Here is a 21,929-nt window from a genome sequence, read left to right on the forward strand (position 1 = left end):
TGGGCCCGTCTTAAAGCCCAAGCATCGGTGAGCCGCAGCGTCGGCCCCGAGCGTCTTCCGAGGTGCGGCGACGCAGCCGCGCTCCCGAACCACGGCAGCATAGATTTCCAAGGAGCCAACCCATGCGCCTCTCGATGATCGTCCCCGTGGCCCTGCTGGGCCTGTTCGCCGTCGGCTGCGGCGGCAGCGACACCCCGGACCCGAACGACCCCTCGCAGCAGAACCAGTACGCGGCCGGCCAGCAGCCGGGCTCGTACAACCCGAACCAGTACCAGCAGCCCACCCCCGCCGCGACGACGCCCACCCCCGCCGCGACGACGCCCGCCCCCGCCGGGACGGTGGGCACGGGCGCCTCGGCCGGCGCCCCGGCCACGCCGATCGCCCCCGCGGCCGCGCAGGTCGCCACGCTCGCGCTCCAGGGCCTCGCCGCCTCGGAGGCCCCCGGCATGCAGCCCGACGGCCAGCCCTTCGCCGCCCAGTTCCAGGAGGGCCAGGTCCTCGAGCAGGCGATCAACATCGAGGCCGGCAAGTGCTACTCGGTCATCGCCTCCGGCGTCGGCATCCAGCAGCTCGACGTGCAGCTCGTCCTGCACGCCGCCCCCCTGCCCCCCCAGGTCCTCGCCCAGAGCAACGGCCAGGGCGCCACGGCCATCCTCGGCGGCAAGGCGAACGGCTGCTTCAAGAACCCGCTGCCCATCGGCGGCCCCGGCAAGGTCATCGTGAAGGCGACCCGCGGCGCCGGCCTCGCCGCCGCCCAGATCTACAAGAAGTAACGATCCGCCAAGGTCGGATCCCCCGCCTCGCAGCCCTTTGTCCGGGCGGCCCTCCACGTTCTCCCCTCGCGCCACGATTTTCCGCGATTACGCGAAGTTACCGCATCCGGCCCGTGCACGACTTGCCCGGGCCGGTCGGCCCGAAGTTCGCTAGCGCACCGGCCGACACCGGTTCGCGGCGACGATGCACAAATCCTTTCCCACTGCGCAGGTCGATGGTGAGACCCGTCCCGGGCGCGAGGGCTGCCGTGGGCGGCCCGCGTTCGAGCACGAGGCGACCTTCCACGTCGAAGGCCTCTCCTGCCGGAGCTGCGCCCGCCACGCCGAGCAAGCCTTGCGCGCCCTGCCCGGCGTCCGCGCGGCGTCCGTCGGCTTCTTCGGCGAGATCGCCCAGGCCATCTACGACGTGCGGGTCACGAGCGAGCGCGAGATCGTCGGCGCCATGGCCCAGCGCGGCTTCACGCTCACGACGGCCGCGGGCGCACCGCCGAGCGAACGGGCGCGGCTCGACGCCGGACGGTTCGGCCTCGTCGTCGCGCTGCTCGCGAACCTCATCGCCCTCGCCTCGTGGCGGCCCACGCGCGCCCCCGAGCGGGAGATCGCCTGGGTCGAGCTCGGCTTCACGCTGCTCCTGTTCGCCGTGGCCGGACCGCCCCTCTTCCACCGCGCCCGCGCCCTCGCGCGCCGCGGCGTCCTCGGGACCGAGGTCGTCACGCTGGCCTGCGCCACGCTCGCGCTCGCCCTGGGCGTGATCGCGATGTTGTTCGATCCGAGCCGCGCGGCCTCCATCGTGGAGAAGCTCGCGCGGTTCGGGCTCGAGCTCGGCGGCCTCTCGCTCGCGGCGTTCGAAGCGTCCGGCGCGATCCTGGGTTTTTCGATCCTCGGGCTCTACGCGCACACGGCGCTGCTCGCGCGCGCGTTCCGCGGCCTCACGCGCGCCGCGTCGGCCCGCGAGGCCCGCGTGCGCCGCGTGGGCGTGGGTGGCGTGGACGAGCGCGTCGCCTGCGCCTTGCTCGCCCCCGGCGACCGCGTGCGCCTCGGCGAAGGCGACATCGCGCCCGTGGAGATCGTGCTCGAAAACGCGGCGCGCGTGGCCCTGCCGGATGGGCGCGCCGAGGATCGTGCTGCCGGGCAGATCGTCGAGACCGGCGCGCGGCTGCTCTCGGGCGAGGTCACGGGGCGCGTGGCCAGAGCGCCGAGCTCCGAGGTCGCCGCCGCGGCCGACGCCGAGGTGCATCGCGCCGCCTTGCGCATCGAGCGGGACGCGCGGCAGCGCACGGGGAAATCGTTCGCGCACGTCGCCTCGCTCGCGCTGTCGGTCGCGTCCGTCTCGTTCGCCGGTTTCGCGTTCGTCGTGCACGCGCTGCTCGGCCGCGGCCCGTTCCACCCCGACGGTTATCTCATGGCCATCGCGGTGCTCATCGGCGCCTCGCCTGCGGCCTTCGTGATCGCGCTCCCGGCTGCGAGGACCATCGCCGTCGTGCGCGCGCGCGCGGCCGGCGTGGTCGTCAAGGATCCGGCGGCGCTCGAAGGGCTCGCGACCGCCACGGTCGCCTGCTTCGACAAGACGGGCACCGTGACGCTGGGCACGCCGCGGGTCACGCGCCTCGCCTGGCGCGAGTTCCCGGACATCTCGATCCTCGAAGACGTGGCCGCGCTGGAGGCGGGCGCGACGCACCGGGCGGGCCGCGCCATCGCGCATCACCTCGCCGTGGCCGGCGTGCGTCCGGGTACGCTCGACGAGGCCGCGGACGTGCGCCCCGACGGCGTGGTGGGCCGGGCGCGCGGCGCGCTCGTGGAGGTCTCGGCCGCACGCACCGGTGATCCGCTGCCCCCGGACGCGCGCGAGGGCGCGAGCCTCGTGTGCGTCCGGCGAAACGGCGTCGTCGAGGCCTGGTTGGAGCTCTGGGATCCGCCGCGGGCGGGGGCAGAAAAGGCCTTCCGCGCGCTCTTTCAGCGTGGCCTCGGCTGCCGGCTCGTGAGCGGCGACGGCCCCGACGCGACGCTCGCGCTCGCGCATCGCCTCGGCGTGCCTGCGCTCGGCGGCCTCGGCCCTGCGGAAAAAGCCCTACACGTACGTGACCTCCAGCAGGCCGGCGCGCGTGTCCTCCACATCAGCGACGGCCACGAAGATCGCGCGAAAAAATGCCCGGCGGACGTCTCGCTCGCCGTCGCCCCGGGCGCCTTGCCCGTGGCTGTGCCTGCGCCCCTCGTGCTCTCGGACGATCGTCTGGAGACGATCGCGTGGCTCGTCGACCTCGGCCGTGCTTTGCGGGCGACGCTCCGGCAAAGCCTCCTCGTCTCGGTCGTCTACAATGCAGCCGTCATCCCGCTCTGCGCGGCGGGCTTTTTGAGCCCGCTCGCCGCGGCGGGCCTCGCGTTCGGCGAGGCCTTGATCCTCTGCGGGAACGCGGCGCGGCTCCTGGTTTCGCCCGGGCTACCCGGCAAGACCACGACGCCTCCGGGTTTGCCCGCCGCGGGCGCTCTCGCGCACGTCCGGACAGACCGCGTCCCCCTCCCGCCCTGAAAAACCTGGCGATCGTGCGCGAGAGAGGTCGCCGCCGGCCTCGTTCCGGGGTAAACTCCCCCCCGATGCGCTTTCCTTCTCGACTTACATGGTTTGTCCTCTTCGCCACGGCGGGGCCGGCCCTTTTCGGCTGCTCCGCGGACGAGGAGAAGAGCGCGGAGACGCCCTGGTCGCCGCCCGTGGAGACGGCGCCGAAGACGCAGCTCATCTTCACGAACGAGGGTCCCCTCACGCTCGGCATGCGTGAAACGGCCACGGTCACGGTGCGCACGGAGCCGCCGTCGTCGGACGAGGTGTGGTTCGTCCTGCTCGGCGATTCGCTCGACGCGACGCTCGATCGTGTGGCGGCGCCGATGGACGCAGAGGGCACAGCGACCGTGAAGATGCGCGCGCCGAACAAGGCGACGGCGTACCGGCTTCGCGCGTGGATCAAGGACGGACCCGCGGCCGAGCTCCCGGTCACGGTGAACGGCGACGGCTTCGCGACGCTCGAGGTCGTGCCGCAGTACAAGGGCAAACGCGTGGTCACGGAGTGGACGGTCAGCGTGCTGCCGCGCTCGACGTGCGAGGCGGTCGCGCCGCTCCTGCCGGAGGACGCCCCGGCCGACTTCGTGGGCAGCGCGCCTGTCGACGCGCCGCTGCTCGTGGAGAAGGCCCCCGTCGGCCCGACGATCGCGGTCTCGGTGCGCGCCGGCCATTACGCCTGGGGCTGCGCGACGGCGAGTGGCCTCATCGCCGGCACGACGCAGACGATCAAGGTCAACGTCATCGACAAACCCATCGTCGTCGGCAAGACCGATCTCGACGTGACGTTCACCTTCGCGCCCGCGCAGACGCCGTTCCTCTCGATGATGACGGCCGCGGGCAAGAGCCTCCTCGACAGGTTCGCGCCCACGGACGTCGAGATGGCCAGCGTGCTGCTCGACGAGATGGCCGCGCGCGTATCCGCGGCGGATGGCGTGCTCTTCGCCGAGGCCCGCGCGGCGAGCGGCTGGGACGTGATCACGATGGATCACCTCGCCGCGCAGCCGATGTCGTTGCGCGCGGCGATCGAAGGCTTCCTGCAGAAGGGCACCGCCGCGCCGCCAAGCGAGCTCGCCGGGCGCCTCACCGCGCTCACGGCCGTCCCCGGCTACGGTAGTTTTTCGCCGAGCCGCTTCGGCGTCGTTCCGGCCGACGAAGCCGGCATGCCGGTCACGCACCTCGTGAAGATCGCATCCGAGCCGGGCGACAACGTCACCACGAGCGGCGAGCTCTTCTGGCTGCCCACGCGTTACGTGGGCGGCGCGTGCAAGAGCGTGGCGCTCGAAGGCGCGCCCGAAGGCGCCACGATGGGCGACGCGCTCGCGACCATCGCGGCCTGCGATGCGCTCGGCCAGGCCCTCGGCGGCTTCGGAACCTGCGACGCCACGTGCCTCGCGGGCCTCTGTCAGGAGGCGCTCACCGCGCGCTGGGACGCGGCCCAGGATGGTTCTGCCATCGAGGGAAAAATCGGCCTCATTCAGATCTTCGCGGCGGCCGGCGCGACGGTTGACGACATCGCGGTGCCCGTCTCGCTCCAGGGCTCGTGGGTCGGCAACGTGACCGACGGCGTGAGCGTCGTGCCGGTCGACAAGGCTCCGGTCACGGGCGTGCTCCCCGGTCTCGGCGAAGAGATGCCCCCCGAGCCGCCGCCCGAGCCGCCGCCCGAGCCCGGAGCGCCCTCGCCCTGATTCACGGCCGTCGCGAGCAGCGCGCGGCTTCGGTATCCTCCCGTCCCCATGACGACCGCTCGCCTAGGGGGCTTTTCTTCCACGCGCACACGCGCGGCTTTCGTCCTCGCGCTGCTCGGCGCGATCGGCGCTGTCGCCGCGCCGAGCTGCACCACCGAAACCACGCCGGGGACGAACTCCGGCGGCACGGACCCGACGCTCCGGCCGGGTGATTTCTGCTCGGCCCCGTCGCCCGACGTGGTCAAGCTCCACTTCGAGCCGAGCCGGGTGTTCCTCGCCAAATGCGCGGACGGCGCGACATGCGCGTCGCGGCAGGTCCGCCTCGTCGCCGAACCCGACTTCTGCACGAAGACCGCCATCCGCTTCGAGACCTCCAGCGCGGACATCACGCCCGCGCCGAAGGGCGACACGCTCGACCTGTACAAGGCCGGCGTCGACGTCGCGGTCGCCGCGGGCAAGGCGGGCGGCAGCGCCACGGTGAAGGCCTTCATCCCCCGCGGCGACGGCACCGAGGCCGAGGCGACGCTGGAGGTCGAGGTCCTCGACACCTCTGGCACCGCGGATCTCACCTGCGCGGCCGGCGACGGCGCGACGGGCCCCGTCGAGGGCGGAAAGACGATCACCGCGAAGGGCAGCCTCGCCGCGGCGAGCATCGGCCTGCCCGAGCGCGCGAGCGACCCGAACAGCGGCAGCTTCCTCTGGAGCGTCCCCAAGTTCGACGCGACGATCGCTTGCGGCGAAGCGAAGCCGCCCGCGGGCTACACGGCCCTCGGCCCCGCGGTCACGTTTGGCCCCGTCACCTCGAAGTTCCAGCGTGACGTGCCGATGACCATCCCGGTGAACCCCGCGCGTTTGCCCGACAAAGCGCGCCTCCGGCACCTCGCCGTCTCGTACTCCGGCCCGGCCTTCAAGGAGCCGCGCGTCGTCCCCGTCACGGATGCTCGCATCGAGAAGATGGGCGACGGCTGGGCGCTCTCGTTCAAGGCGCCGCGGCTCGGCACCTACCAGGCCGTCGTGGCGGAGGACGCGGGCACGAACGCCTTCCCGCGCCGGCTCACGCACCGCGCGATCCTCGGCGTCTCCATGGGCGGCGGCGGTACGGCCATGTTCGGCATGCGCCACCACAACCTCTTCGACGCCCTCGCCCCGCTCGGCGGCCCGGTCGATTGGACGTGGATGCTCGACGCGGTCAAACGCCACTACGTCGGCGGCTTCCGGCCGATCCAGAAGGGCACGGTCCTCGGCGACATCAACCTCGAGCCCACGCTCTGCCAGACGAACGCCGAGTGCGCGCAGGACGAGACGTGTATCGGCGTGATCGACGGATCGCCCGGCAAATGCGCGTGGATGCAGCCGCCGCGCGATCCGTACGAGCACACGCAGGTCTTCAACCAGTGGTGGTTCGAGTACCCGCGGAACGGCACGGGCGGCAGCTTCAGCCGCGAGGCCTACGTGCAGATCTTCCGCGACCTCGCCGCCATGTTCGGCAACCCGAACGGCGAGAACCTCACGCCTGGCGCGGAGAACCTGCCCGCGGGCGTTCGTCCGAACGATCCGAGCCAGACCGGTGGACGGCCCACGGACGAGTGCACGCTCTGGGTCGATCCGCTCGACGGGCCGGACAAGGACAAGCAGGAAGAGCTCGCGCAGAACTGCCCGAAGGAGCGCTGCGCGAACACGCTCACGCTCACGAACTACTTCGACGACGAGTTCAACCCCGACGGCACCTTCCCGGTGATCACGGTCTGCGACGGCTCGCCGCAGAAGGAGGAGCGCACGCCGTACGCGAACTGGTGGACCGCCGAGGGCAACACCTACCCGCTCGAGCTCGCGCTCGCGGTCGACTACAACGGCAACGGCACGCGCGACGAGCTCGAGCCGATCATCCGCGCCGGCCACGAGCCCTGGGACGACATCGGCACGGACGGGATCCCGAGCACGATGGAGCCTGGCTACATGCCCGGCGTGAACGAGGATCCTGCCGGCGACGACTACGACGCGCAGTACAACCCCGGCGGCACCGAGCGCAACATGCGCTTCGACGACGGCGAGCCCTTCCAGGACGTCGGCCTCGACGGCGTGCCCGGCACGAAGCAGCAGCCGCCCGGCGGCTGGCAAAAAGAGGGCGACGGCTACGACGTCGGCGAGGGCGACGGCAAGTTCACGGTCGCGAGCGGGCTCGATCGGTTCTGGGAGCGCGACGCGCACTCGATCGTGCATCGCATGACGCGCGAGACGCCGCCCGGCGGCGAGCTCGACGACGCGGCCTTGCGTCGCATCGACGTGTGGACCGACGGCGGCACGCGTGACCTCTTCAACTTCGCCGTGAGCGCGCAGCACCTCACGGGCGCGTTCGGCGCGCGCAGGCGCAACGTGACGTACTTCTCGGACTTCACGCAGCACCCCGAGCTCACGCCGGGCAACCTGAACGATTACGCGCCCTCGCGCGTGCCCTACGAGGATCTGCCGGGCATCGTGCTCCAGCGCTACGGCAAGCTCGATCCGACGGCCGCGGACATCGAGAGCGGCAGCGGCCAGCACGTGGGCACGGCGAACGAGCTCGTCGCGCGCCTGCAGAGCGCGCTCTACTTCATCGGCGCGCGCTGGCCCGATCCGGAGCTGCGCACGCTCGTCCTCGAGAGCAACGACGACGCGGATCCGGAGGCCCAGCCGTGCGAGGTCCAGGGCGCCTGTTCGTTCGAGTTCAAATCATCGCTCGGCCGCGTCGGCCCGGTCAGCGTGGCGCTGCCGCCCGGCTACGCGCACAAGGACCAGAAGGAGCGGCGCTACCCGGTCGTCTACGCGCTGCACGGCTACGGCCAGGAGCCGAAGGATCTCGTCGCGGCGGCGACCTTGATCAAGACGTTCATGAACGCGCCGACGGACAGCATGGAGAGCCGCTTGCCGAAGATGATCCTCGTCTTCGTCGACGGCCGCTGCCGCGTCGGGCCGGACGGCAAGGCCGAGTGCATCCGCGGCACGTTCTTCGGCGAGAGCCCGCTCCAGAGCGGCGCGAAGCTCGAGACGTGGTGGCTCGAGCTCATGAACCACATCGACGCGAACTACCGCACGATGGGCGAGGGCGAGTCGATGTGGACCGAGTGAATTGATGGTCTACGCTTGGGGGCTACGCTCGGACAAGCCGAGCTACGCCCCCAAACCCCAAGGCCCGTGTTGTCACCTGACGATCCCCGCCTCCAGCCGCTCACGCTCACGCCGATCGGGATCCTGCGCACGCCCTTCCCCGATCGCGTGAGCACGCCGCGCCAGCCGCACGCCTCGGAGGGCGCAGAGGGCCGCATCGAGCTCGCCTCCGGCCTCGGGCTGGAGCACGCGGTGAGCGACCTCGAAGGCTGGGAGTACCTCTGGGTCATCTTCTGCTTCCACCTCAACAAAGGTTGGAGGCCCAAGGTTCTGCCTCCGCGCAGCGCGGGTAAACGTCGCGGCGTGCTCGCCACGCGATCGCCGCATCGGCCGAACCCCATCGGCCTCTCGCTCGTGCGGCTCGTCTCGGTCGAGGGCCTCGTGATCCACGTGCGCGACGTGGACATGATCGACGAGAGCCCCGTCCTCGACATCAAGCCCTACATCCCCTACGCGGAGGCGCGCCCCGGCGCGCGCACGGGCTGGCTCGAACCACTCGCCGCCGAGAACGAAAGCGCAGGCGAAGTCCCCGCAGATCCCGAGCCGGGTTTTTCCGTCACGTGGAGCCCCTACGCCGCGGAGCAGGCCGCGTACCTCGCGAACGAACACGGCATCGATCTCGTCGCGCCCGTCACGCGCACGCTGCGCCTCGGCCCGCAGCCGCACCCGTACCGCCGCATCCGCGCCTTGCCCGACGGCACCCTGCGCCTCGCGCACAAGGACTTCCGCATCCAGTTCCGGGTCGAGCGCCGCGACGTCACGGTCCTCTCGATCGGAACCGGCTACCGCGAGCGGGACCTCGCGCTCTCCGACGATCCCGCGGTCGCCATCCACCGCGCCTTCAACACACGCTTCCCTCCGGGCGGGGAACCAGCGGCGTGCTAACGCATCGTCCGATGCGACCCTCCCTTTGTCTCCTCCTGCTCCCCGTCTTCGCCTGCGCGAGCGAACCTCCCCCGAAGCCCGTGTACAGCACGGCGGAGGCGATGCCGCACGACGAGCTCGTGGCGAGGCATACCCCGCACGGCGGCGGCCATCACGGGCACGGCGGGCCACTCGTGCATCGCTTCGAGAAGGCCGAGGACTGGGCCAAGGAGTTCGACGATCCGGCGCGTGACGCATGGCAGAAGCCGGCCGAGGTCGTCGCGGCGATGCGCATCTCGCCAGGCATGACGGTCGCCGACATCGGCGCGGGCACGGGCTACTTCGAGCCGCACCTCGCGCGTGCCGTCGGTCCGAGCGGCAAGGTGCTCGCCCTCGACGTCGAGGCCGACATGGTGCGTTACCTGCGCGAGCGCGCCGCCAAGGAGAAGCTCGACAACGTCGAGGCGCGTCAGGTCGGGCTCGCAGATCCAGGCCTCGGACAAGGCACCGTCGATCGCGTGCTCATCGTCGACACATGGCATCACATCGACGGGCGGAAGGACTACGCCGCGAAGATCAAGGACGGCCTCAAGCCTGGCGGTTTGCTCGTCATCGTCGACTTCACGATGGAGGCCACGAAGGGCCCGCCGAAGGAGCACCGCATCACGTCGGCGGCGATGATCGCCGAGCTCGAAGCCGCAGGCCTGAAGGGCGAGGTCATCCAGGAGACCCTGCCCGACCAGTACATCGTGATCGCGAAAAAGCCCTGAGAGGGTGTTCCCCAGGCTGCTGCGCGGCTCGATGCGTCGGTCAGCCTCGCTCGACGTACGGTGTACGCCTCGCTCGGCCTCCCTAGCCTCGAGCCGCTCGCGACGCCTGTGGAACACCCTCTGAATCGCCTTTGCATCGACCGCATCGCGGCCTTTGCACCTGAGGTCCAGGGCTGTGCCCTGGTCCGGGTCGAGGGGTGGACAACCCCTCGTCGGGTCCGGGGTGAAACCCCGGCGCTACGCTCCCCTCAGCGCCGACCGCAGGCGAAGTTCCACCGCCGCCCTGTCGATCGCTCCGTCGCTGCGAGCGGCACTGCCCCGACCGGCGGCGGTTTGTCTGCGGGCGGCGGCTTTGTCTCCTTGTCTGGCAGGAACGTCCCGTCGAGGCGTGCCGCGATCCCTTCTACGCACACCGATCCTGGATCGACGCGCAGCCGCATCTCGAGCGAGTCGAGCGCGGCCCGACCGCCCGGGATCTCCACGGCGGGCGATGCGTCGAGCGACGTGTCCATGACCCAGCCGTCCTGACCTTCCGCGCAGCGCGGGGGAAGCATGCCGCCGAGATCACGCTTGCCGAGTGCGATCGGCTCGCCCACTGCGCCCGTCTCTGGATCGACTGGGTGCACGTACATCCCGCCGAAACGATCGCCCGGCTCCGGGATGCTCGTCACGAGCAGCCCGAGGCCTGTCCCGAGCGCGCGACGCACGAGCCTGGGTGGCTCTGGCAAGGCGTATCGCGAAGGGCTCGGCCGGTAGAACGACGTCACGAGGCGTATGACGCCGAGATCCACGCGATGGAGCGTCACTGTGTCGTACGACGTCCCCTGCACGAGGATGAACCAGCTCTCGCCGAGGCGCACCGCGCCTTGCGGTAGCGGCCGCGCGAAGCCCGTCGTGCGCCCTGCTGCGTCCCGTAGCAGCAGCACCGGTTGCCCCTCGCTCGCCGCGAGCAGCGAGCAGCTCGTGCCGCGACACACGTGCGCGAGCGCGTGACGACCGCTCGGGTCGAGGAACGATCCCCACGACGCGAGCGGATACGAACCGACGCCCATGCCCTCGGCTGCCTGGATCTCGTCGGGCCACGGCGGCGCGCTCGTCGCCGTCGATCGAACGCCGCCTGCGGGATCGAAGCGATCGTCGAACCGCACCAGGAAATGCCCTGTGCGTGACCAGTCCGAACCCTTCTTGCCCCAGGCGTACGCGCGCAGGCTCACGAGGTCGTAGGGCGCGCCGTTGTCGATCCCGAGCTCGTCCTTGTCCAGCGTCGGCGCGGGCAGGTTGCGGAACGTGCTCCAGGGCGTCTTTTGCGGCTGCTGCGGCATGCGCCCGAAGCCGCCGAAGCCGCCCATGCCGAACGCCCCCGGCGGCGGGACCGCGGCGACCGCTTCCTTCTTCGCGGGTTTGTCCGGGAGCGGCTCCGTGACGGGTTTGCCCACGGGCGCGCACGAGATGCGCACCGTCGGCGTCGTCTTCATCGGCACGTAGAGCGAAGGCGGCGCCTCGGCCGCGCCGAGATCCCCGGAGATCGCGGGTTTGCCCCAGCCCACGCGGACCCAGCCCGCGAGCACGCACCCCACGGGCCCGCAGGCCCGCGTCGGCGCGTCGCCCGGCTCCACGTCGTGCTCGGGCAGGTCGAACACCTTCCACGTCATGCCCCCGTCGATCGACTCCGCCGCGCGCCCGCCCTCGCCCGGCGACAGCGCGAACCGACCCGAGATCACGACGCCGTTCTCGTTGTCGCGCGCCTCGCCCGCGGTCACCGTGCCGTCGAGTTTCACCCGCACGCCGATGACGGGCCCACCCGCTTCGACCCAGCCGCCGAGCACGCCGGGCTCGCGCTCCTCGAACCCTTCGAGCCACATCCCGCGCCGAAGCTCGCGCGCCACGCTCTTTGGCTTCTGCGGCAGCACGAGCGGCACGTTCGTCATCTCCGCGCCCTTCAAGATCGTGAGCTGCCCCGTGCTGCCCGCGCGCGGCGGCACCAGGATCGCGACCCGCTCGTCCGAGAGCGCCACGACCCGCTCGACCCCGAGATCCCCCTTCACCCGCACCTCGCGCGTCGCCCCGCTCGCCGCGCGCACGCAGTACACGCGCGTGCCCGCGTCGCTCGCCGCGCTCGCCGCGCTCGTCGCCTTCGCGCCTGGCCCGCGCGCCTCGCTTTCGCTGTCCCCGCACGTCCCGCGCACCACGAGCGCGCCCGCGCCGTTCGCCGAGACGAACCGCGGGCCCTTGAACGAGAGCACCTTCTGCATCGCGAGCGGCGGCACGAACGCGTACACGTTCGTCGGCCCCTCGCGCTCGCCGCAGACGAACCCGTACGAGCCGCCGAGGCGCACCGCGTGGCAATTCGCCTCGCGCTCGGGGAACGCCGCGAGGTTCAGATCGACGACCGCGGCCGTGTCGAGCGACACGCGCGCGAGCGCCCCGGCCCGCGCGACGACGGCCGTGCGCGGCGTGTCCGGAAAACCATCCTCCACGGCCGCGCGCAGCACCTTCTTCCCGAACGGCCCCTTCGGCGCGCCCGGCGTGGTCGCGTCTCCTTCGTCGTCGGTCGCGACCTGATTCGCGCGGTACGTCAGGTTGCCGCGCGCATCGAGCACGTACCTCCCGCCCGCCACGAACATCGTCGGCTCGCCGCCCACGACCGAGATCGCCGCGGGGCGCTCGGGGAGCTGGAGCGGTCTCCACGTCGCGCCCGCATCGAACGTGGCGAGCACGCCGCGCAGATCCGCGTCGACGACCCCGGTGAACCCGTCCGCGAACGCGAGCCCGCCGTACGCCGCGGCCGGCGGAAGCGGCGCGAGCGAGCGAACCTCGCCCGACTCGGGATCCACCGCGACGAGCTTTCCATTCGAGGTGAGCCGCAGATAGAGCCTGTCGAACCCCGGCACGACGTCGCTCGTGGTCGAAGAGAACTGCACGAGCGGCCGGAGCTTTCCGAGCCACGACGAAGCACGCCAGAGCTGCGTGCCGCCGCCGGACGTCGCGTGGAAGACGAACCCGCCGCCGAGCCGGCTCGGGAGCGCGACCGCGTTCACATGGCCGAGCGGCAAGAGCTCGTTCGCCCGCTCGGTCGTTCCGTCCTCGTACACGATGAGCCGCATGCGATCGACGAGCACGCGCCGCGCGCCCGCCTCGTACGCGACGAACCCGCGATCGCCGCGCACGTCGGGCAAAAGCCGCGACGGCGAGACCATCGGAACGAGTTTTCCGGGGACGGCCGCGGCGCCCGCCACAGGCGCCGTGGACACCTGGGCCGCCTGACCCGAGGCGCCCGATTTGCAGCCTGTCACGGTGAGCGACGTGATCGGCGCGAGCGCGAGGAGCGCGAGGAGGCACGTCGAAGCGCGGGGAGAGCCTCGCATCACGAGGCATGCTAGCGCGCGGCCCGCCGGGGCGCAGCGTTCTTGCGCAGACCTCGCGCCGGGCGCTATAGCGGGCCCATGTCGTGCGTCGTTGCTGTCGTGGGCGCCACGGGCGTGGTGGGGCGGGAGATGTTGCGGACCCTGGAGCTTCGGCGCTTTCCAGCGACCGAAGTGCGCGCCCTCGCCTCGGCGCGCTCCGCAGGCAGCCGCGTCCCGTTCCGCGGCGGCGAGCTCGAAGTGAAGCTCGCGTGCGCGGAAGCCTTCGACGGCGTGGACATCGCGCTCTTCAGCGCCGGCGCCGCCGCCGCGCGCGAGCTCGCCCCACTCGCAGCCGCACGCGGCGCCGTGGTCATCGACAACTCGAGCGCATGGCGCGCCGATCCAGACTGCCCCCTCGTCGTGCCCGAGGTGAACATGGACGCCGCGAAGAACCGCCCCAAAGGCATTATCGCGAACCCGAACTGCAGCACGATCCAGATGGTCGTCGCACTCGGGCCGCTCCACGCCGCCGCGAGGCTGAAGCACGTCATCGTCTCCACGTACCAAGCCGCGAGCGGCAAAGGCCACGCAGCGATGGACGAGCTCATCGCGCAGACGCGCGAGCTCGCCGCCGGCGCCGAGCCCACCGCAAACGTCTTCCCCGGCGCACTCGCCGGCAACCTCCTCATGGACTGGAAGCCCGGAAGCCTTCCCGACTGGTCGGAGGAGGAGCTCAAGATGGTGAACGAGACGCGCAAGATCCTCGGCGATCCCGAGATCGGCGTGACACCGACGACGGTGCGCGTCCCGGTCATCACAGGCCACAGCGAGGCCGTGCACGCGCAATTCCACCGCCCGATGACGGCAGCCGAAGCCCGCGAGCTGCTCCGCCACGCCCCAGGCGTTCGCCTCTTCGATGAGCCCTACGCGCCCGGCAACCACCCGCAGCCACGCGCAGCCGCCGGCACGGACGACGTCTTCGTCGGCCGCGTGCGCGACGACCTCGCCGTGCCAGGGGCGCTGAACCTGTGGATCGTCGCGGACAACCTGCGGAAGGGCGCAGCGTTGAACGCGGTGCAGATCGCGGAGCGGCTCGTCGGCTGAGGCTGGCCGGCGCGGCTGGCTCCCGTGGTAGGGTCTCGCGCCGGAACGCCGATCCGGAGGGCAAGACATGCCGGTCCCGCAAGTTCACCGCATCCGCATCGAGAAGTTCCGCCGGATCCAGGAGCCCCTGGAGCTCGACCTCACCTCCCCCAAGGGAGCACCCTCGCGGAACATCGTCCTCGCTGGACCGAACGGCTGCGGGAAGACGAGCGTCCTCGAGGCGGTGCTCCTCGGCCTCGGACAGGAGCACCTGATCGTCCGGGACCTGGAGAAGGCCCGGCGTGAGCAGCACTGGCGCACGGAGCTCCCCGAAGGCGCCCGGATCGAGCTCGATGTCGCCGTGGACGATGGCCCCGTGCTGACGTGGGTCCGGACCTGCGAGAAGCACGTCACGCGGGACGCGGAAGGGCAGGAGACTTCGGTGAAACCCGCCTCGCTTCTGCATCTCGGGGTCGAGTACTTCTCCTCCTGGCGCACCCCAAAGCTCGTAGGCCCGATCAAACCGCTCGTAGGCCGTGACAGGCGCGCCGCGGACACGGAGACCAACCGCCTGTGGCGCCTCAAGCAGAGGATCAACGACGAGCGCGCGCGGGGCGGGTTCGCGGGCGCGTCGGCTGGCACGAGCAAGGCCGATGTGTGGCTCGGGCGCATCAACGAAGCCTGGGCGCGGTTCCACGGCAATGACGGGACCCGCATCGACGCGCAAATCGTGGATCCCGACGCGGAAGAGCTGTTCGCCGATCTCTACGTGCTCCGCGACGGTCAGCGCATCTGCTCCATCGACGAGGTCAGCTCGGGCGAGATCGAGCTCCTCTCCTTCGCGGGCTGGATCATCCTGAACGACTTCCGCGGCGGCCTGCTCGTGATCGACGAGCCGGAGCTCCACCTCCACCCGCAGTGGCAGGCGACGATCCTCCCCGCGCTGCGTGATCTCGCGCCCGAAGCCCAGTTCATCGTCGCCTCGCACTCCGACGCGGTTTGGGAGCAAGCCTATAGCTTCGAGCGCTTTCTCCTCGTCCCGGAGGGAGATCCACGCGCGGGGGCGGCGACCGAGGGCGACGCATGACGATCGTCCCCTCGCACCTCTCGGCGCTCTACAAGAACAAGCTCGTCTACCTCTGGGTCGAGGACGAAGAGACGCGGACCTACCTGGAGACCACCTGGGGCGATCCGGACATCGGCATCTACATTGCCGGCGGCTGCGAGAACATCGGGGCCGTCGTTCAGGCGGCGCGGAAGGACAAGCTCCACCACGTCTTCGGGTATCGAGACCGTGACTTCGGCGCATCGAACCGGCCGCGCTGGAACGATCCGAGTGTCGACATGTTCGTGGGCGACGCGTTCGAGGTGGAGAACCTCCTCCTCGACGCCCCCGCGATGGCCGCCTGCGAGGTCAACACGTCTCCGAAGGACGCCACCACGATCGAGAAAGAGATGCAGGCGCTCGCGGCGCAGCTCGACTGGTGGATGGCCTGCCGGGCGACGATCGTGGAGCTACGCGACGTCGTCGCGAAGGACTTCATCGAGCACCCCGGCCGCTCGAAGGTGCGCTCGAAGCAGGAAGCGCTCGACACGATCACGACGAGCGCGTGGTGGACGCGCGTGCCGAAGGCCCTCCCGGCCGCAACGACGAGCCCCCACCTGGAGGCGCGCCTGCTGAGCCATCAGAAGGCGTACGCCGCGATGCTCGCCAGCGGCGCGTGGAAAAGCCACGTCTCCGGGAAAGAAATTCTCGCCGAGATGCTCACCCGCATCTGGACGAAAAAAAGGCCTGCAGATCCGCAAGGACGGCAGGACTTCGTGAAAGCCATCGCACAGGCCCAGCGGAAAGCTCGAAGCACGCCCGAGGAAATCGTCGCCCTCCGCCTGGCCCTCCGCGCTCGCCTCGGCCGGTAAGACCACCACAGAAAAAACCGCGCAACCAACCGACGTGCCCTTCGCTCTCACGCGATGGGAAAAGCTTCCGGTGCGCCCGAGCAAAGAAAGCAACATCACACGCCTTTCTTCCTACGGAAGTGCGTTTCGCTCCTACGGAAGTGCGTTTCGCTCCTACGGGAGTGAAATTCGCTCCCACGGACGAGAATTTCGCTCCTGGGGCGCCTGCGGTCGGCTTCTACGGGCCTGAGCGTCCTTCAAACACCGGTATCGTTTGGCCCCGCACGACCCGAGGCGCTTCCTGCACGCTCTCCGGGCCCGCCTGGACCTCCGATCACCCCGAAGGCACGCCGCCACGCACCTCCATGCCCCACGACAGGAAGACACGACACGGGTCGCTCACCCCCGAAGACGTCATCACCGGCCGGGTGCGCCCCGAAGCACGAGACCTCGTCGCCCTGATCCGCGACGTCAACCCCACCGGCCTCGGCCTCGATCGGCGCGAGACGGCCCGCCGCTACGCCCTGAAGAGCCGCCTCCAGAGCGTGCTCGTCACGCAGTTTCGCGACGCCGTCGAGATCCGCCCCGAGCCCGACGAGCCCGGCGTCGTCCTCCTCCACCATCGCCCCTCCGGCCTCGACGCCTGCCACGCCGTCATCGCCGAGCTCGACGACGACGCGCGCTCCTTCGTCCAGCACGCGCTCGATACAGCATCCCCCGTGGCCCCGACCCCGGAGGCTCCACGCAAGGCCACGCCACGGCCCGACGAAGGCCGCGCGAAAAGGGACGCACGCGAGCCACAGGGCGTCCCTGACGTCCCGAAGCTCCTCCGCGCCGCCGAAGGTGCACTCGCGGAGTACGACTACGAGCTCGCGCGGACGTACCTCGAAGAGGCACGCGCCAAGAACGGCGGCGACGTGGAACCCGCACGCGCGCTCCTCTCCCTCCTCGTGGCCACACTCGGCGCCGACGCGGAGGCACTCGACCTCGGCGAGACACTCCCCGCAGAGACGCTCGCGGATGTCGACGTGCGTCTCCATCTCGCGCTCGCCGCCGCGCGGCTCGAAGATCGCGCCCGCGCCCTTCGCCTGCTCCCCGCCGCGAACGCAAAGGCCCCCGCCGCACGTGTCGCCGAGGTCTTCGTGGCACTCGCAAGAGGCGCGCTCGCGACAGGACACCTCGCCGTGGCCGCGGACGATCTCGCGCGAGCACGAGCCACGGACGCCACACACCCGGAGCTCGCGGGCCTCACGGCCGCCCTCGCGAAGGCGCGGGCCACACGTCGAGGCCCCGCGGAAACGGAAGCATCACGGCTCTTCGCAGAGGGGGATCTCCCCGGCGCGGAAGAACGAGCCCGCGAGATCCTCGCGGACCACCCGGAGAGCGACGTCGCCCGGAGGATCCTCCGTGGGGTCGAGGAGCAAAAGAAGCGGGACGAGGCGCGGCGAAAGCTCGACGACGCGCACGAGGCGCTCGATCGCGGCGAGACGGTGCAAGCCGTCGCGCTGCTCGAAGCGGCGAAAGGCCTCGGGCTGCCGGAGCACGAGGCGGCGCCCGCCGAACGAAGGATCGCCGCGAAGCTCGCCGAGGCCCGCGCGCGGGAAGACGACGCGCGCGCCGCGGCGATCGCCGAGATGATCACCGCGGGCGCGCTCGCCGAGGGGCTCGCCGCATACGCCGCGCTGAACGCCGCGGGGCGCAGCAAGGTGAAGGAGCACGCGGCGTCGAAGGTCCTCGGGTGGATGGACGTGGTGGCGCCGCCCGGCGAGGGCGTGAAAATCAAGCCGGCGGTGGCCGCGATCGTCGCGCTCCACCGCGCCGCAGACATCGCCGAGCGCGCGCCGGAGATGGTGATGGAGCTCGTCGACGCGCACGGAAAAGTGCTGCACGGGTTCGCGCCTGCCGAGGAGGCGCGAAGGCGCGCGGAGGCGACGCTCGCCGACGAACGAAGGCGCGTCGCGAGGGGGCGAGTCGAGTCCGCGCGGCGGGTGCTCGACGAGGGTGACGTCGCGCAAGCCAGCAGGCTCCTCGGCGAAGTGCACCGGAGGGATCTGCCGGAGGACGAGCTCGCCGCCCTCGAACGCCTGTGCGCCGCGGTGCAGCGAAGGCTCGAACGGCAAACGCTCGCCGCCTCGCTCGAGCATCTCCGGCGCGAAGGCGACCTCCTGCGCGCGCTCGCCGTGTGCGAGCAGCTCGTGGCGCGCGCCGAGGCCGAGGACGCGGCAGAGCTCGCAGCCCTACGCGTGGAGCTGCGCGCGGACGTGCGGCGCATGTTCTCGGTGCAGGTCGAGACGTTCGAGGGCGACGGCATCACGGAAGGGCCCGCTGCGAGCTTTTACGACGCGCGCGTGTTCCCTCGGTGGAAGTGGGAGATGCTGCTCCCGCGGGTACGCGGGGGGCACGAGGAGACGGTCCTCATCGTCCCGCAATCGAGAGACGCGTGGCTCTTCCTCCGCGTGCTCGACGCCAAGACGAGCGCGCTGCGGACGCGCGTCGTCCTCCGTACGCCGAGACCACTCAAGCTCTTGAACGCCGTGCTGCGAGGCCACCGCCTGCTCCTCGTCGGGCGAAGCGGGGCAGTGCTCGAGGTCGACACGGACGACTGGACGGTGCTCGCGTGGATCCCGAACATCCTCGGCGAAGACGGCCGCTCGTCGCCCGCGGTCGAGGAGCCCGATGCGCTCATCGACGAAGCGATCATCAGCCCGGACGGGCGTCACCTCTGGTTGAACATCTTCGAAAAACGCGAACGCGGGGGCGTGATCGTGCGCGTGTTCGACCTCGAGGATCTGCGGCTCGCGCGCGAGATCCGTGATCATCGTGCCCCGACCGTCCACATGCAGAGCATCCACGGCCTCCCGTCGCCACGCGTGGTCGTCACGGAGGCGGACAACAAAAGGGATGTCGGGCGCACGGTCTTCTACACGCCCCGCGGGACGCCGTCCGGAAAGCCCATCCCGACGGCGCTCTTGGTCCTGACGATCCTCGCCTACCCGGACGGAGAGAGCCTGTTCAGCGTCGTCGGGGACCCGGCAGGACCCAACGAGCATCACACCGCGCAGTGGGGGTTCGTCAAGATCGACACGCGAGGAGACATGGGGCGCTTCCATGTCTTCGAGGGCGTGACGGGCCTCTTTCAGGCCACAGCGGTCGCGAACGTGGAGGCGCGCATGGGTTTCGTGCTGCTCGACACGGAGCGGTGCGGGACCTCGCTCGTCGGCGTGCGCCTCGAACAGGAAGGGCCCGTCGTCGCCTACCGCGTCCGCGTGTCGCGGTCGTCGCTCCTCGTAACGACGCCCGACGGACGCCGCTCGGTGCTCCTCACGGTGCGTGAAGGCCGCCCGAGGATCGTGCCGCTCGGCCCCGAGCCCCCCGAAGCACACGCGAGCGATGCAAAAGGAGCCTTCAGTTTCCCGAGCCTGCCCCAGAGGTCCCTGTTCGCGAGGCGCTTCCGGTGCCACGAGCCCGCAGGGAAACACCTCGAAGATGCGATCGCGGAGGAGCGCGCGCTGCGGGAAAACTTCGACATGCCCCGTCGCCTCGCGTGGGCTCGGCAAAAGGCCGATGCCGACGAGCTCCTGGCGCTCGAAGCCGCGCTCTACCGACTCGGCGAGACGTCGGCGGGGAGGCAAATCAAGAAGATCGCACGCGCGCGGTTCCCCGATCACCCGCGCGTCCGCCTCTCGTACGCCCGCGCGCTCGCCGCCGTGGGGAGCTTCGGCGACGCCTGGGATCAGCTCGCGGGCATCGACCCGTCCGGGTTCGCAGAGGAGATGGACGTGAAGCACTTCCACCACATGCGCGGGATCACGCTCATGATGCTGGGCCAGCCCGAGGAGGCGCTCGCGGCGCTCACACTGTCGGCGTCGTACAAGGAGGGCCGGTGCGAGCCCGACGAGCTCATCGCGCTCTGCGCGCCGCTCACGGACGAGCAGAGGTCATGGTCGCCCGTCCAGACCGCGACGCGGGACTACCTGCGGATCGTCGCCGCAGCAGACGAAGCACTCGCGCGCGGGGACGCGACCGAGGCACGGCAAATCGTGGATTGCCCGCTCGTGTGGGAGGCCAACGAGCTCCAGAGCATGGCGCGCCTCTCGGAGGCGTACCTACACGAGGCGGAGGGGAGCGCCCCCGTGGACCGTTTCCGCATGAGCCTCGCGCTCCTGTCGTTTTGCGAGCTGTTCGATGCGCGCAGCAGCGTGACCCGGCGCGAAATGCCGCTGCCGCGCGCGACGTGGGATGCCGATCGCCTGTCCGCGCTCGCGCTCAGAGCGCGCGTGTGGGTGGAGGACGCGCTGAGGCCCCGGGCCTGACATCACCAGGGGAACCACTCCGCCGGGATCTTCTGCCAAGCCGTCGGCCTCCGCGGATCGCCCTCCGGCACCACGAGCGAGCCGACGAACTCGGCGTGCTCGTACACGCTCCCGATCGACTGGGCGATTCCGTCGAGATCCGACTCGTCCACGACGCCGTTGCTCGTCGCCTTGTAGAACTGCACCGTGACCCGGATCGGGAACTTGGGATCCCGCACGAGCCGGAGGTTTCGCCCCTCGTTGTAGGGCCCGAGGTTCGGGCCGTGGCCGAGCACCGCTTGCTCCACGTCGCTCTCCTCGGCGGCCGCGAGATCGGCCGTCTTCGACGGCTTGGTCGTGGCCATGGGCTTTGGCGCCCCGCCGGCTGCCGACTCCATGGCCGGCATGGTCGGCACCGCACCGCCGAGCACCCCGCGCTGCGCGTGCACCAGCGGCACTTGCACCAGGAAGAGCACATCCGCTCCCTTCGCGAGGGCGCTCTGCTCCGCCTCCGTCTTCGGCCCGCCTTGCGCCTCGATGCGCGCTTTCACGTCGCTCCGCCGCTCGGCCGTGAACGAGGCGCGCTGACCCATGTTGTTGAAATAAAGCTCCTGCCCCGCCCCGCGCACGCCCATGTCCTCGCGGCGATTCTCGATCACGCTGACGCTCGTGCCCTCGCGCGTCACCAGGAGCGTCAGCACGGCCGGTGATTTCGGGGCCGACTGGTAATTGAAGATGACCGGGTTGAACTCGGCCTTGCCGGACTTCGGAATCGGCAGGAACACGGCTTGCGCGCTCACCAGGAAATGGCTGTCCCGCGGCGCGAGCAGGTTGCCGCTGCCGAGGATCGAGCTCGGCACGCTGGCGAACGCGCGGATGTCCTTCAGCACGTCCTTGAGCGGCACCGATTCGATCGACCCGCCGCCCGGCTTCTGATTGCCGACGCGCACGAAAAACCGGTCGGCCGGGATGTCGCCCGTGCGGTCCGTGAAATTCGGAAATCGGATCACCGGCATCAGCGCCGTCTTGAAATGGCTGCCGCTCGCGTCGTTGAACCGCACCTGCAGCGTCAGATCCGAGATGTTCGGCCCGAGCGAAGACCCCTCGGCCCGGCCCGTGTCCTCCCACATCACGTTCATGACCGACAAACCGCGCCGCTGCGCCTCCACCATGACGCGGCGGTCGCTGATCATCGACTCGACCTTCGCCACGACGCTCGGGTAATCCACGGTCGGCGCGGGCGCCGGTCCGACGATCCCCCATTCGGTTGGTCCTCCGGCCACCTCGGGCCCCGTGCCGGTCGTGATGGGTTTTGCCGTGGGCTCGGCCTTGGCTTGCGAGGGGAGCGGCTCGGCGGCCTGATCACTGCTTTGCACGACCACGGGCCCACCCGCGCACCCCATCGCGAGCCCGACCCCCGCGGCGAAAAACGCCACAAAACCCACCATGCTCCGCTTCATTCGCTCCTCCTCGCCTCTCCACAACGTTCGGGCCGAGCCGGCCTTACACTTCTTCGGCCGTGGG

12 protein-coding genes are annotated in these 21,929 nt (G+C 70.8%); 10 read left to right on the forward strand and 2 right to left on the reverse strand.

Translation table 11 applies throughout. The features are described from left to right. Window positions 1–122 precede the first annotated feature (122 nt). The 6 genes from QHF84_RS03155 to QHF84_RS03180 all read left to right on the forward strand — a co-directional run bounded on the left by QHF84_RS03155 (window position 123) and on the right by QHF84_RS03180 (window position 9,790). The gene (locus QHF84_RS03155) at window positions 123–773 is read left to right on the forward strand and encodes a hypothetical protein (protein ID WP_281311649.1); all 651 of its coding nucleotides are present in this window, start codon (window positions 123–125) and stop codon (window positions 771–773) included. A 184-nt stretch (window positions 774–957) separates the two neighbouring features. After that, window positions 958–3,300: an HAD-IC family P-type ATPase gene (locus tag QHF84_RS03160; protein WP_281311650.1), complete on the forward strand. Its 2,343-nt coding sequence runs from the start codon at window positions 958–960 to the stop codon at window positions 3,298–3,300. A 65-nt stretch (window positions 3,301–3,365) separates the two neighbouring features. Continuing rightward, window positions 3,366–5,012 (forward strand): hypothetical protein, encoded by a 1,647-nt coding sequence (locus tag QHF84_RS03165; protein WP_281311651.1) that lies wholly within the window; start codon window positions 3,366–3,368, stop codon window positions 5,010–5,012. A 48-nt stretch (window positions 5,013–5,060) separates the two neighbouring features. Continuing rightward, a complete protein-coding gene (locus tag QHF84_RS03170; RefSeq protein ID WP_281311652.1) occupies window positions 5,061–8,117 on the forward strand; it encodes a hypothetical protein in 3,057 nt (1,018 codons plus the stop codon). A 66-nt stretch (window positions 8,118–8,183) separates the two neighbouring features. Continuing rightward, window positions 8,184–9,041 carry a tRNA (N6-threonylcarbamoyladenosine(37)-N6)-methyltransferase TrmO gene (tsaA, locus tag QHF84_RS03175; protein ID WP_281311653.1) on the forward strand — a complete coding sequence of 286 codons (858 nt, stop codon included), beginning with the start codon at window positions 8,184–8,186 and terminating at the stop codon, window positions 9,039–9,041. 11 nt (window positions 9,042–9,052) lie between these two features. Then, the gene (locus QHF84_RS03180; RefSeq protein ID WP_281311654.1) at window positions 9,053–9,790 is read left to right on the forward strand and encodes a class I SAM-dependent methyltransferase; all 738 of its coding nucleotides are present in this window, start codon (window positions 9,053–9,055) and stop codon (window positions 9,788–9,790) included. A 248-nt stretch (window positions 9,791–10,038) separates the two neighbouring features. Here QHF84_RS03180 and QHF84_RS03185 read toward each other — a convergent pair whose 3' ends face one another. Next, window positions 10,039–13,155 (reverse strand): hypothetical protein, encoded by a 3,117-nt coding sequence (locus tag QHF84_RS03185; protein WP_281311655.1) that lies wholly within the window; start codon window positions 13,153–13,155, stop codon window positions 10,039–10,041. Between the two features lie 78 nt (window positions 13,156–13,233). On the opposite strand from QHF84_RS03185, the gene QHF84_RS03190 reads away from it, so the two are divergent. The 4 genes from QHF84_RS03190 to QHF84_RS03205 all read left to right on the forward strand — a co-directional run bounded on the left by QHF84_RS03190 (window position 13,234) and on the right by QHF84_RS03205 (window position 20,426). Next, window positions 13,234–14,238 (forward strand): aspartate-semialdehyde dehydrogenase, encoded by a 1,005-nt coding sequence (locus tag QHF84_RS03190; RefSeq protein ID WP_281311656.1) that lies wholly within the window; start codon window positions 13,234–13,236, stop codon window positions 14,236–14,238. A gap of 67 nt (window positions 14,239–14,305) precedes the next feature. Then, window positions 14,306–15,304 carry an AAA family ATPase gene (locus QHF84_RS03195; protein WP_281311657.1) on the forward strand — a complete coding sequence of 333 codons (999 nt, stop codon included), beginning with the start codon at window positions 14,306–14,308 and terminating at the stop codon, window positions 15,302–15,304. Beyond that, window positions 15,301–16,134, forward strand: coding sequence for a hypothetical protein (locus QHF84_RS03200; protein WP_281311658.1), 834 nt, complete (start codon window positions 15,301–15,303; stop codon window positions 16,132–16,134). Before QHF84_RS03195 ends, QHF84_RS03200 begins: the two co-directional genes overlap by 4 nt. A gap of 344 nt (window positions 16,135–16,478) precedes the next feature. Further along, window positions 16,479–20,426, forward strand: coding sequence for a hypothetical protein (locus tag QHF84_RS03205; protein ID WP_281311659.1), 3,948 nt, complete (start codon window positions 16,479–16,481; stop codon window positions 20,424–20,426). Window positions 20,427–20,428: 2 nt separating this feature from the next. On the opposite strand, the gene QHF84_RS03210 is transcribed toward QHF84_RS03205, so the two are convergent. Further along, the gene (locus QHF84_RS03210; protein WP_281311660.1) at window positions 20,429–21,865 is read right to left on the reverse strand and encodes a hypothetical protein; all 1,437 of its coding nucleotides are present in this window, start codon (window positions 21,863–21,865) and stop codon (window positions 20,429–20,431) included. Between the last annotated feature and the right edge of the window lie 64 nt (window positions 21,866–21,929).

The sequence above is a fragment of the Polyangium sp. y55x31 genome (assembly GCF_029946505.1).
GTDB lineage: Bacteria > Myxococcota_A > Polyangia > Polyangiales > Polyangiaceae > Polyangium.